Origin of the sequence: Flavobacterium crassostreae (genome assembly GCF_001831475.1) — a bacterium.
Classification (GTDB): Bacteria; Bacteroidota; Bacteroidia; order Flavobacteriales; family Flavobacteriaceae; genus Flavobacterium; species Flavobacterium crassostreae.
Genome location: NZ_CP017688.1, coordinates 2,299,455 through 2,312,124, shown reverse-complemented (window position 1 = coordinate 2,312,124; position 12,670 = coordinate 2,299,455). Strand labels below are relative to the sequence as shown.

The window sequence follows — 12,670 nt, the reverse complement described above, 5'->3', positions numbered from 1 at the left end:
ACCTATTTTAGGACGCGACGTTGGGTAAACTGACGGCTAACGTTTCGCCAGTTTGAGATGGTTGGAAATTCGTAACCGCTAAATTTTATGCCTAACGAAAATTTTATGCGAAACGGTAATTCCACTAAATTCCAGCTATATCAAAATGGCTGTTGTATGCTGTAATTTTATTTATAAAAAAGTCAGCCCAATACGTTTATTTAGTCCTAATTCAAAAATTCTAATTAAAGTAGAAAGTTGAATATTACCTTTTCCGTTTTCAATTCTCGAGATGTAACTTTTTTTAGTTCCTGTTTTTTCTGCTAATTGCTCTTGAGTTATTTTTGCTTCTTTTCTAGCATCTTTCAGCATTTCACTGATAATAAACATCTGCGTTTTTTCTTCGTAACTATTTCTACTTTCAGTTCCGATTTTTCCGTGTTCAACCTCAATAAGTTGGTCAAAAGTTGTTATTCCTTTATATTTTTCCATTTTGTTAGTTTTTATGTTGAAAATATTCATTCATTAAAATCAATGCTTTATCCAATTCATTTTTTGGCGTTTTTTGAGTTTTCTTTTGAAAACCATTAAAAAGCACAACCAATTTTCCTTTGTCAAAACAGCAAAATATTCTATAAATATTTGACTGATATTCAATTCTAATTTCATAAAGCCCATTTGTTCCAGTTAAATGTTTTAAAAATTTCTCAGGAACCTTTTCAACTTGTTTAATTAACTCTAGAACATATTTTATTTTCTCTTGGACTTTTCCATCTTGTTTTTGGAAGAAATTAATAAAATGATTTTCGTAAAATATAATTTGTCTGCCCATTGCACAAAGTTATCTTAAAAGTTAACAAATAACAAATAAATACTATATTATTTCGCAGTATTTTCATCCTGTGAATTATTATAGCATACAACGTCTTCGCGCCTCATGCAGTTTGCAGGCTTTAGATACGGATATTTTTCTTCGAAACGAATATACAATTAAAAACGGTAATTCCACAGAATCTGCAAATTAGTTAAGACGATTGTTATGGGCTGGTTTTTTCTTCACAAACCTAAAAACACAAACAAATTTCTGCTTCAAATTCGAGATTTTTGTATTTAGATACTCACTTTGTAAAGAACAAATCACACTTTTTTAATTTTTCACGTAACGCTGATAAAATCCCGTTTTAAGATTTAAATCCGAGATTTTTCTTATTTGCAAAATCACTTTGTAAAACACAAATTATACTCATTTATTCTTTCCCGTCAAGCTGATAAAATGCCGTTTGCGCTTCAACTTGAGGATTTTCTTGTTTGAAAAATCACTCTGTAAACCACAAATCACGCTGTTTTATGTCATTATTTTGTTTTTCAGTATTTTCTGTTTTTAAATAATACTCTTTAAAACAACAAAGCCTGTTTTTTTAGATTTTAAGAATCCAGTTTTTTTGCGTTTTTTTAAGAATTTAGAACTCTAAACCTTAAAATTACAAACAGTTTTTTCTTACAAAAACGACTTTATCTGCGCAAAATGGGCAAAACTAGCCCATAACGTCCTCGCGCCTCATGCAGTTTGCAGCTTTTGGATGCGATTATTTTCTTCATTACGAATATACAATTAAAAACGGTAATTCCACAGAATCTGCAAATTGCTTGAGACGTGTGTTACAGGGCGTAGCAATAGCCACAAAACATTTCCATCTTGCTTTTTTTGGCGGGAATTCTCTTTAAAAAGAGAAACATTTTCCATTTAAAAAATACATTATTGAGTGGTTTTCCTTATAAAATTAAAAAATTTTCTTTTGTAAAATAAACTTTCTGAAAATACCATTATACACTTTTGACGTCGCAAAAAAAATCCGTTTCAATTCCGTCTAACCTTTTTCCCTTTTGGGCTTAAATTTCTGGTCACTCTCTTTTATGCAACTTATTTTGATTGATTTTTTCGGTTTTAAATTGCAACATTTATTCCGGCGGATTCAAGGGTCTAGCGCAACATCGTTAGTTATTTTTAATAAATCAAATATTTTAGCCCCTTAATAGTTCGGAGTGATATTTTAAATTTCAAATAGTACATTTGAGATATGAAATACAAGAAATGGAGTTTAGAAGAAAAGCTAGAAATCCTATCCTTTTCAGAAGAATTAGGAGCCGTTGAAACCTGCCGTAAATACAGCCTTAGCACTGGCACTTTGTATAGCTGGAAGAAGAAACACGAGAAGCAGGGAGAAGCAGGTTTAAAAGTAACTTATGACACTAGTAGTAAAGAGCTAAAGCAAGCTGAGGAAGAAAACAGAATTCTACGCAAATTATTAGCTAACAAGGAAATCGAATTAGAAATCGGGCGTGAACTTTTAAAAAAAAAGTTTGGGACATCCGATCCAAGAAAGATTTAGTAGATAGTTTTTATAGTAAACATAAGATTAGTAAAACTAAAATTATTGCTATGGTAGGCATGGTTCAAAGTAGTTATTATAGAAGACCAAGCTCAGGTAAGAAAGGTATTAAACCTAGTGAATTTACCTTTAATAAACATCAAGGATATGTAAGTCAAGATACTGTTGTTGAATCTGTTAAAGATGTTTTAAGTAATGAGTTTATTGACTGCGGTTACCGTTTAATGACTTCCTATTTACAACGAGAGGGGTACTTAATTAATCCTAAAAAGTTGTATCGAATTATGAGAGAAGAGGGTTTGTTGAAACTAGAAAACCGAATAAACAGGAGTGGTTCTGGTCGTAAATTTGTAAAATATAGAAAAGTTAAAACCACTAAACCTTTTGAATGTTTAGAAATGGATATTAAGATGGTTTGGATCCCAAAGGTAGGTAAAAACGCTTATTTACTATCTATAATAGACGTTCATACTCGCAGAATATTAAAGGATTTTTTCTCTTTTTCTATAAAACAAAACAAAGTAATCGCTTTGCTTTCTGATTTATTTTTAGAATACCAATACCCTGAAAATGTTGTGATAAGAAGTGATAATGGAAGTCAATTTATTGCCAAAAGAGTTCGGGAATACCTTGGACTCATTGGAGTTCAGCAAGAATTTACCCATGTAGCAACACCAGAAGAAAATGCACATATTGAAGCCTATCATGGAATACTAAAAAAAGAAGTGTTCCAAAGAGTTGATTATAGAACTTTTGGAGAAATTGAACTAATACTAAAAAGATATGTGATTTTCTATAATAATACTAGGCTACATGGACTTTTAGGACGCATTACCCCAATAGAGAAATGGAACCAGGATAAGCATCTAATTTTGATGAAAAAATTAACCGCATAAATAATAATCGAAATTTACAATAATACTCTTGTTTTATAGGGGTCAAAACATCAAATTTAGTATTTTTCTTAGATAATGTGCTTAATTTTAGAATAACTTTTTTGGCTTTTTAAGGAGCCAAAAGTTATTTCCAAAATTAAGCCTGTGTGTTACTGATTTTATTAATTTCTTGGTTCCTCATTTCATTAGGTGTTTTGAAACCTAAAACCTTTCTAGGTCTGTTATTTAGGTTGTTTTCTATTCGTTTCAGCTCTTCAGTAGTTATTGTGTTAAAGTCGGTTCCTTTGGGTAAAAACCTTCTAATTAGTCCATTAGTATTTTCATTTGTGCCTCTTTCCCATGAGGAGTAAGGATGTGCAAAATAAATATCCATTCCAGTCTTTTCAGAGAGCCATTTATGATTAGCCATTTCCATTCCGTTATCGTAAGTCATTGTTTTTCTGAGGTATTGAGGATGTTTATTTAACAGCTTTGCAAATTCATGAGTTACTGTTTTTGATTTTCTGTTGCTGATTGGTACAATAATAACATATCTAGTTTTTCTATCTACGATGGTTCCAATGGCACTTTTGTGTCCGACACCAATCATCAAATCTCCTTCTAAGTGCCCTGCTTCCAGACGTTTTTCAATTTCAATAGGTCTTAGGTCAATACTGACTTGGTCTTTGATCCGTGTTCTTTTGTTACCAAATTTTCTTTTGTCACGTCTTTTGTGATGATGATAGGGGAGGAGTTTGATTAGTTTTTTGCCTAAAGTAGACTGCCTAGACCTATAAATATGCTTATAAATAGATTCATAAGAAATAGACATGATAGGGTCATTTGGATATAATAACTTGATTTGTCCAGCCATTAATTCAGGGCTCGTTCCTTTTAATAAGCTTCTGTAAACGAATATCTTAAGTTTAGGATATGAATTTATTTTGTCTTGAGTTCTTTTGTTTTTATTGGTTTCTAAAGCATACCAATGTGCTAAATCAGCCTTGTAAATATCGGTTGGGTTTCTTACCCAAAGATTTACTTCTCGGGTTATGGTAGATCGATTTCGATTTAATTGCTTTCCAATGTAGTTTTCGGTCCTGTTTTCCTTAAGTAATGTCTCAATTATAATACGTTCTTCTAAGGATAATCGCTTGTACTTTTTTTCCATAATTCAACAAAGATAAAATTTATCATTTGTTGCGCTAGGTTATTGAATTCTCCATTTTGGTTTTGACTGTCGCACAACGTTCCCACGCTTGTGGCTGTTGCGGACTTCAAAGACGAGTTTTTTTGGTTAAACGAAAATACAATTTAAAAACGATAATTCCACCAAATTCCGCAATAGCCACAAACGTGTGTTAGGCGTTCGGTTGTTTATTTATTATTACTTAAGATTTTTATTTTTTAGTTAGTTTTCTTATTGATACTAAATGGCCAAATATAATAATAGGAACTATAAAAGTTGGTAGCCAACTGAATGGAAAATTTAATATTGCAATATTTGGTTGCTCAAATGCAAATTTTTGAAACGGGGAAGGAGTAGATAGTAATGCATTTATAATTATATTAATTAAAAGACCGAGACAAATAAAATTCCAAATTAAAATTCCATTTCGACTTAATTTTTGGGTTTTAATTCCATAATAAGCAATGAACGGAGCTGAAATTCCTGCTAATATGTCATAATTTCTCCCTTCAAAAGTCATAAGCTCAGGAATAAGATTATATACAGATAAATAAAATAGGACTATTTCGACAGGAATTCTTACTATATTTAAATAGGTTATTTTTGCCAAATCTAAAGAGTCAATAAAATCTCTTCCATTCTTTGTGATAAAAAGTAACATAATTGTAAAAATAGGTGGAGCAATTCCAAAAATTAAAATTTTAGGTGGAATTGAATTACCGTCGGAATTATAAATATTTTTTAAAGTTAAAATTCCCTGGATTATTAGCCAAATAAATAACCCAAATAAAATTAAATTTGATTTATTTCGAATATTTTCTGAATTAGGTTTTTTCAATATATCGTAAAAAAAATATAGAGTTACAATTGTAATAATTGCAAAACTTATAGAAATAAAATCAGGTAAATTTTCTATCATATCATTTTAGTTTTTTTTCAGTTTTGCGGTCAACTGACGCCTAACGTTCCCGCCTTAACTAGTTTGCAGGTTTTGGATACGGGTGTTTTTCTTCATAACGAATATACAATTAAAAACGGTAATTCCAGAGAATCTGCAAATTAGTTAAGACGATTGTTATGGGCTGGTTTTTTCTTCACAAACCTAAAAAAAGCAAACATTTTTTGGCTTTAAATTCGAGATTTTTTTATTTAGATTCTCACTTTGTAAAGAATAAATCACTCTTTTTTAATTTTTCCCGTAACGCTGATAAAATCCCGTTTTAAGATTTAAAACCGAGATTTTTCTTATTTGAATAATCACTTTGTAAAACACAAATAACACTCATTTAATTTCTTCGTCAAGCTGGTAAAATGCCGTTTGCGCTTCAACTTGGGGGTTTTCTTATTATCGAATTTACTCTTTAAACAACAAATCACGCTGTTTTATGTCATTATTTTGTTTTGAATTATTTTCAGGTTGGAAATAATATTCTTTAAACAACAAAATCTTTTTTTTTGGCTTTTAAGAGTCCATTTTTATTGCGCTTTTTTAAGAATTTAGAACGCTAAACCTTAAAATTATAGACAGTTTTTTCTTATAAAAACGGCTTTATCTGCGCAAAATGGGCAAAACTAGCCCATAACGTTCCCGCCTTAACTAGTTTGCAGGCTTTGGATACGGGTGTTTTTCTTCATAACGAATATACAATTAAAAACGGTAATTCCACAGAATCTGCAAATTAGTTAAGACGATTGTTGTAGGCTGGTTGTTTTCTTTATAAACCTAAGAACACAAACAAATTCCTACTTTAAATTCGATATTTTTTTATTTAGATTCTCACTATTTAAAGAAAAAATTACTCTATTTCAGTTTTTTAATTTTCGTTGTTGATTTTTTTTAAGATTTAAATCCGAGATTTTTCTTATTTGAATAATCACTTTGTAAGGAACAAATTACACTCATTTAATTTTTTCCGTAAAGCTGATAAAATGCCGTTTGCGCTTCAACTTGGGGATTTTATTGTTTTAAAAAATCACTCTGTAAACTACAAATCACGCTGTTTTAGGTCATTATTTTGTTTTGAATTATTTTCAGGTTGGAAATAATATTCTTTAAACAACAAAATCTTTTTTTTTGGATTTTAAGAATCCATTTTTTTGCGTTTTTTTAGGAATTAAGAACCCTAAACTTTAAAATTATAAACAGTTTTTTCTTAATTAAAAGGTTAATTATGCGCGATTTGGGCGCAACTTGCCTACAACGTTCCCGCCTTAACTAGTTTGCAGGCTTTGGATACGATTACCTTCGCTGTAACGAATATACAATTAAAAACGATAATTCCACAGAATCTGCAAATTAGTTAAGACGATTGTTATGGGCTGGTTTTTTCTCCCCAAACCTAAAAACGCAAACATTTTTTGGTTTTAAATTCGAGATTTTTTTATTTAGATTCTCATTTTGTAAAGAACAAATCACACTTTTTTAATTTTTCTCGTAACGCTGATAAAATCCTGTTTTAAGATTTAAAACCGAGATTTTTCTTATTTGCAAAATCACTTTGTAAAATACAAATTACACTCATTTAATTTTTTCCGTCAAGCTGGTAAAATGCCGTTTGCGCTTCAACTTGGGGGTTTTCTTATTTTAAAAAATCACTCTGTAAACTACAAATCACGCTGTTTTATGTCATTATTTTGTTTTGGATTATTTTCAGGTTAGAAATATATTCTTTAAACAACAAAATGTTTTTTTTGGCTTTTAAGAATCCAGTTTTTTTACGCTTTTTTAGGAATTAAGAACCCTAAACCTTAAAATTATAAACAGTTTTTTCTTATAAAAACGGCTTTATCTGCGCAAAATGGGCAAAACTAGCCCATAACGTTCCCGCCTTAACTAGTTTGCAGGCTTTGGATATGGATGTTTTTCTTCATAACGAATATACAATTAAAAACGATAATTCCACAGAATCTGCAAATTAGTTAAGACGATTGTTATGGGCTGGTTTTTTCTTCACAAACCTAAAAACGCAAACATTTTTTGGTTTTAAATTCGAGATTTTTTTATTTAGATTTTCACTTTCTAAAGAACAAATCACTCTTTTTTAATTTTTCTCGTAACGCTGATAAAATCCTGTTTTAAGATTTAAATTCGAGATTTTTCTTATTTGGATAATCACTTTGTAAGGAACAAATTATACTCATTTATTCTTTCCCGTCAAGCTAATAAAATGCCGTTTGCGCTTCAACTTGGGGATTTTATTGTTTGAAAAATCACTCTGTAAACCACAAATCACGCTGTTTTATGTCATTATTTTGTTTTTCAGTATTTTCTGTTTTTAAATAACACTCTTTAAACAACAAAATATTTTTTTTTGGCTTTTAAGAATCCATTTTTTTTGCGTTTTTTTAAGAATTTAGAACTCTAAACCTTAAAATTATAAACAGTTTTTTCTTATAAAAACGGCTTTATCTGCGCAAAATGGGCAAAACTAGCCCATAACGTTTCGCGGCTTCAAGAAGTGGCGAATTTCGTAACTGCGAACTTTCGACTAAGATAAAATTTCTTGCGGAACGAGAACGTGAATTTACCACAAAACTTGCCATTTTTTGAAACCGCTGTTGGTGGCAGTTTTTATTTTAGCTTCTGTTTTAAATGTTCAATTGCTTTTTCCATAACTGGGTCTTTTTTTGATAAATAATCGTTGAGTGTTCTTTTTACGATTATGTCTGGCTTTATTCCATATCCCACAAATTCTCTCCCGTCTGGATAAGTGTCTTTCTTTGTGCAAATACGAGCCGAGCCACCACCTGGTAAATCAAAAACAAATGGTTGTCCTGTGCTTCCGAATGAATTTTCTCCAATTTTTGTCATATGTTTTTGATTGTCTGCATAAATCAAAAAATCTTCTGCAGCTGAAGCAGTATTGTGTCCCATTAATAAAACAGTTGGGACAACAATTCTTTTTGCATCTAATTCTATTGTATCTACCTTATAGTCAAAGTTATACATAAATTTATCTTTGAAATTTAAATATGTTTTTTTATTCCAATCATTTTTTAAACTGTCTTTGGGTTCTACAAACTTTCCCCAAGCTTTGAATGTTGGAATATGAAGTCTGCTTGAGCTTTTAGAACCATAAAGGACTTTGTCATTTGTTAAGTATTGTAAAATGATACCTCCAATATCTGTATTTCCGCCACCATTATATCTTAAATCAACTATAAGTGCTTTTGCTTTATAGAGTTCAGGTAATTTTTGAATAAATAAACTGTCAATTTTTACTTCCTCAAAAGAATTTAAAGACATATAAGCAATTTGGTTATTAATCCATTTAAAGTCTAAAAGTTGTCTGTCAGGTTCAAATGCTGGATAAACTTCTTTTTCTTCTGTCTTTTTATGGGTAAGATTAAGTTCTAAGATTTTATTGTTTGGCTTTTTTATTTTTATCTTGAAAGTTTCTCCATCTAAACCCGTTAGTAATCTTCCGATACTCCAATCTTTTAATACATAGTCTGTTGAAGAAGAAATATAAGGTGCTAAATTTTCCTCAATATATTGTTTGGTTGCTATTCCGTTAACTTCTATTACTTCACTTCCAAAAGGGATTTCATCTTTTTTACTAAAATTTGTTCTTACTATAATTGCTTTTCCATCAATGTTTTCAATAAAAATACGATACTCTCCAAACATTGTATTCATTTGTTCAATACCCTTTGGAAAGTACACATTCGTGTGTCCATCTTTCAATAAAGCACAGAATTTTTGAAGTTCACGATAATATTCATAATCGTTTTTGGTGTTTTGCACAATAGGAATTAGTTCACGATAGCGATTGTCCCACATTGTTCTATCAACTTTATCAAGATAAACAAAGTTGTAATTCACTTCTTGCCAAAATTTTGAAAGGCCAAAAACTTTGTCTGTTGGTGTTAGTTTGTTTGGAATTTGTCCAAATGAAAGGGTTGTCAGAAATAAAAAAAGTATTAGAAAAAAATGTTTCATCTTTTAATGTAAAATTTTGTTTGTTGATGCGACGCGGTCTAAAATTGCCACCAACGTTCCCACGCTTGGCATCAGTTGCGAACTTCGGAACTGATTATTTTCTGTTAAAGAAAATATTTCTTGCGGAACGAGAACGTGAATTTACCACAAAACTTGCCATTTTTTGAAACCGCTGTTGGTGGCAGTTTTTATTTTAGCTTCTGTTTTAAATGTTCAATTGCTTTTTCCATAACTGGGTCTTTTTTTGATAAATAATCGTTGAGTGTTCTTTTTACGATTATGTCTGGCTTTATTCCATATCCCACAAATTCTCTCCCGTCTGGATAAGTGTCTTTCTTTGTGCAAATACGAGCCGAGCCACCACCTGGTAAATCAAAAACAAATGGTTGTCCTGTGCTTCCGAATGAATTTTCTCCAATTTTTGTCATATGTTTTTGATTGTCTGCATAAATCAAAAAATCTTCTGCAGCTGAAGCAGTATTGTGTCCCATTAATAAAACAGTTGGGACAACAATTCTTTTCGCATCTAATTTTATTGTATCTGCCTTATAGTCAAAGTTATACATAAATTTATCTTTGAAATTTAAATATGTTTTTTTATTCCAATCATTTTTTAAACTGTCTTTGGGTTCTACAAACTTTCCCCAAGCTTTGAATGTTGGAATATGAAGTCTGCTTGAGCTTTTAGAACCATAAAGGACTTTGTCATTTGTTAAGTATTGTAAAATGATACCTCCAATATCTGTATTTCCGCCACCATTATATCTTAAATCAACTATAAGAGCTTTTGCTTTATAGAGTTCAGGTAATTTTTGAATAAATAAACTGTCAATTTTCACTTCCTCAAAAGAATTTAAAGACATATAAGCAATTTGATTATTAATCCATTTAAAGTCTAAAAGTTGTCTGTCAGGTTCAAATGCTGGATAAACTTCTTTTTCTTCTGTCTTTTTATGGGTAAGATTAAGTTCTAAGATTTTATTGTTTGGCTTTTTTATTTTTATCTTGAAAGTTTCTCCATCTAAACCCGTTAGTAATCTTCCGATACTCCAATCTTTTAATACATAGTCTGTTGAAGAAGAAATATAAGGTGCTAAATTTTCCTCAATATATTTTTTGGTTGCTATTCCGTTAACTTCTATTACTTCACTTCCAAAAGGGATTTCATCTTTTTTACTAAAATTTGTTCTTACTATAATTGCTTTTCCATCAATGTTTTCAATAAAAATACGATACTCTCCAAACATTGTATTCATTTGTTCAATACCCTTTGGAAAGTACACATTCGTGTGTCCATCTTTCAATAAAGCACAGAATTTTTGAAGTTCACGATAATATTCATAATCATTTTTGGTGTTTTGCACAATAGGAATTAGTTCACGATAGCGATTGTCCCACATTGTTCTATCAACTTTATCAAGATAAACAAAGTTATAATTCACTTCTTGCCAAAATTTTGAAAGGCCAAAAACTTTGTCTGTTGGTGTTAGTTTGTTTGGAATTTGTCCAAATGAAAGGGTTGTCAGAAATGAAAAAAGTATTAGAAAAAAATGTTTCATCTTTTAATGTAAAATTTTGTTTGTTGATGCGACGCGGTCTAAAATTGCCACCAACGTTCTCGCCTTAACTAGTTTGCAGGCTTTGGATACGGATGTTTTTCTTCATAACGAATATACAATTAAAAACGGTAATTCCACAGAATCTGCAAATTAGTTAAGACGATTGTTATGGGCTGGTTTTTTCTCCCCAAACCTAAAAATGCAAACATTTTTTGGCTTTAAATACGAGATTTTTTTTATTTAGATACTCACTCTTTAAAAAACAAATCACTCTATTTCAGCTTTTTAATTTTCCTTATTGATTTTTTTTAAGATTTAAATCCGAGATTTTTCTTATTTGGATAATCACTTTGTAAGGAACAAATTACACTCATTTAATTTTTTACGTCACGCTGATATATTTTAGCCCCTTAATAGTTCGGAGTGATATTTTAAATTTCAAATAGTACATTTGAGATATGAAATACAAGAAATGGAGTTTAGAAGAAAAGCTAGAAATCCTATCCTTTTCAGAAGAATTAGGAGCCGTTGAAACCTGCCGTAAATACAGCCTTAGCACTGGCACTTTGTATAGCTGGAAGAAGAAACACGAGAAGCAGGGAGAAGCAGGTTTAAAAGTAACTTATGACACTAGTAGTAAAGAGCTAAAGCAAGCTGAGGAAGAAAACAGAATTCTACGCAAATTATTAGCTAACAAGGAAATCGAATTAGAAATCGGGCGTGAACTTTTAAAAAAAAAGTTTGGGACATCCGATCCAAGAAAGATTTAGTAGATAGTTTTTATAGTAAACATAAGATTAGTAAAACTAAAATTATTGCTATGGTAGGCATGGTTCAAAGTAGTTATTATAGAAGACCAAGCTCAGGTAAGAAAGGTATTAAACCTAGTGAATTTACCTTTAATAAACATCAAGGATATGTAAGTCAAGATACTGTTGTTGAATCTGTTAAAGATGTTTTAAGTAATGAGTTTATTGACTGCGGTTACCGTTTAATGACTTCCTATTTACAACGAGAGGGGTACTTAATTAATCCTAAAAAGTTGTATCGAATTATGAGAGAAGAGGGTTTGTTGAAACTAGAAAACCGAATAAACAGGAGTGGTTCTGGTCGTAAATTTGTAAAATATAGAAAAGTTAAAACCACTAAACCTTTTGAATGTTTAGAAATGGATATTAAGATGGTTTGGATCCCAAAGGTAGGTAAAAACGCTTATTTACTATCTATAATAGACGTTCATACTCGCAGAATATTAAAGGATTTTTTCTCTTTTTCTATAAAACAAAACAAAGTAATCGCTTTGCTTTCTGATTTATTTTTAGAATACCAATACCCTGAAAATGTTGTGATAAGAAGTGATAATGGAAGTCAATTTATTGCCAAAAGAGTTCGGGAATACCTTGGACTCATTGGAGTTCAGCAAGAATTTACCCATGTAGCAACACCAGAAGAAAATGCACATATTGAAGCCTATCATGGAATACTAAAAAAAGAAGTGTTCCAAAGAGTTGATTATAGAACTTTTGGAGAAATTGAACTAATACTAAAAAGATATGTGATTTTCTATAATAATACTAGGCTACATGGACTTTTAGGACGCATTACCCCAATAGAGAAATGGAACCAGGATAAGCATCTAATTTTGATGAAAAAATTAACCGCATAAATAATAATCGAAATTTACAATAATACTCTTGTTTTATAGGGGTCAAAACAATAAAAAACGATTTATTAGC

At 30.6% G+C, this 12,670-nt stretch carries 10 protein-coding genes; 4 read left to right on the top strand and 6 right to left on the bottom strand.

Going from position 1 to position 12,670, the window contains the following annotated elements; translation table 11 throughout:
- Window positions 1-171 precede the first annotated feature (171 nt).
- Entirely contained in the window at window positions 172-471 is a 300-nt protein-coding gene (locus tag LB076_RS10350) for a helix-turn-helix domain-containing protein (RefSeq protein WP_070786819.1), read from the bottom strand.
- 4 nt (window positions 472-475) lie between these two features.
- Window positions 476-811, bottom strand: a complete 336-nt coding sequence (locus LB076_RS10345) for a type II toxin-antitoxin system RelE/ParE family toxin (protein WP_070786792.1) — start codon at window positions 809-811, stop codon at window positions 476-478.
- Between the two features lie 1,246 nt (window positions 812-2,057).
- Between LB076_RS10345 and LB076_RS10340 the strand changes: the two genes are divergently transcribed.
- Entirely contained in the window at window positions 2,058-2,369 is a 312-nt protein-coding gene (locus tag LB076_RS10340) for a transposase (protein ID WP_066337192.1), read from the top strand.
- A 50-nt stretch (window positions 2,370-2,419) separates the two neighbouring features.
- The gene (locus tag LB076_RS10335) at window positions 2,420-3,265 is read left to right on the top strand and encodes an IS3 family transposase (protein WP_099092434.1); all 846 of its coding nucleotides are present in this window, start codon (window positions 2,420-2,422) and stop codon (window positions 3,263-3,265) included.
- A 136-nt stretch (window positions 3,266-3,401) separates the two neighbouring features.
- Here the strand turns inward: LB076_RS10335 and LB076_RS10330 are convergent, their stop codons facing one another.
- The 4 genes from LB076_RS10330 to LB076_RS10310 all read right to left on the bottom strand — a co-directional run bounded on the left by LB076_RS10330 (window position 3,402) and on the right by LB076_RS10310 (window position 10,934).
- Entirely contained in the window at window positions 3,402-4,415 is a 1,014-nt protein-coding gene (locus LB076_RS10330; RefSeq protein WP_070786791.1) for an IS30 family transposase, read from the bottom strand.
- A 229-nt stretch (window positions 4,416-4,644) separates the two neighbouring features.
- Window positions 4,645-5,352: a hypothetical protein gene (locus LB076_RS10325; protein WP_070786790.1), complete on the bottom strand. Its 708-nt coding sequence runs from the start codon at window positions 5,350-5,352 to the stop codon at window positions 4,645-4,647.
- A gap of 2,652 nt (window positions 5,353-8,004) precedes the next feature.
- Entirely contained in the window at window positions 8,005-9,375 is a 1,371-nt protein-coding gene (locus LB076_RS10320) for a S41 family peptidase (RefSeq protein ID WP_066337187.1), read from the bottom strand.
- 188 nt (window positions 9,376-9,563) lie between these two features.
- Window positions 9,564-10,934 carry a S41 family peptidase gene (locus tag LB076_RS10310; RefSeq protein WP_066337183.1) on the bottom strand — a complete coding sequence of 457 codons (1,371 nt, stop codon included), beginning with the start codon at window positions 10,932-10,934 and terminating at the stop codon, window positions 9,564-9,566.
- 458 nt (window positions 10,935-11,392) lie between these two features.
- Between LB076_RS10310 and LB076_RS10305 the strand changes: the two genes are divergently transcribed.
- Both LB076_RS10305 and LB076_RS10300 read left to right on the top strand, forming a co-directional pair.
- The gene (locus LB076_RS10305) at window positions 11,393-11,704 is read left to right on the top strand and encodes a transposase (protein ID WP_066337192.1); all 312 of its coding nucleotides are present in this window, start codon (window positions 11,393-11,395) and stop codon (window positions 11,702-11,704) included.
- 50 nt (window positions 11,705-11,754) lie between these two features.
- On the top strand, window positions 11,755-12,600 hold the full coding sequence (locus LB076_RS10300; RefSeq protein ID WP_099092434.1) for an IS3 family transposase: 846 nt from the start codon (window positions 11,755-11,757) through the stop codon (window positions 12,598-12,600).
- The last annotated feature ends 70 nt before the right edge of the window (window positions 12,601-12,670 follow it).

Excerpts from the sequence above, each read along its gene's own strand:
- LB076_RS10350 (WP_070786819.1), bottom strand. The coding sequence starts at position 471 with ATGGAAAAATATAAAGGAATAACAACTTTTGACCAACTTATTGAGGTT.
- LB076_RS10345 (WP_070786792.1), bottom strand. The coding sequence starts at position 811 with ATGGGCAGACAAATTATATTTTACGAAAATCATTTTATTAATTTCTTC.
- LB076_RS10340 (WP_066337192.1), top strand. The coding sequence starts at position 2,058 with ATGAAATACAAGAAATGGAGTTTAGAAGAAAAGCTAGAAATCCTATCC.
- LB076_RS10335 (WP_099092434.1), top strand. The coding sequence starts at position 2,420 with ATGGTAGGCATGGTTCAAAGTAGTTATTATAGAAGACCAAGCTCAGGT.
- LB076_RS10330 (WP_070786791.1), bottom strand. The coding sequence starts at position 4,415 with ATGGAAAAAAAGTACAAGCGATTATCCTTAGAAGAACGTATTATAATT.
- LB076_RS10325 (WP_070786790.1), bottom strand. The coding sequence starts at position 5,352 with ATGATAGAAAATTTACCTGATTTTATTTCTATAAGTTTTGCAATTATT.
- LB076_RS10320 (WP_066337187.1), bottom strand. The coding sequence starts at position 9,375 with ATGAAACATTTTTTTCTAATACTTTTTTTATTTCTGACAACCCTTTCA.
- LB076_RS10310 (WP_066337183.1), bottom strand. The coding sequence starts at position 10,934 with ATGAAACATTTTTTTCTAATACTTTTTTCATTTCTGACAACCCTTTCA.
- LB076_RS10305 (WP_066337192.1), top strand. The coding sequence starts at position 11,393 with ATGAAATACAAGAAATGGAGTTTAGAAGAAAAGCTAGAAATCCTATCC.
- LB076_RS10300 (WP_099092434.1), top strand. The coding sequence starts at position 11,755 with ATGGTAGGCATGGTTCAAAGTAGTTATTATAGAAGACCAAGCTCAGGT.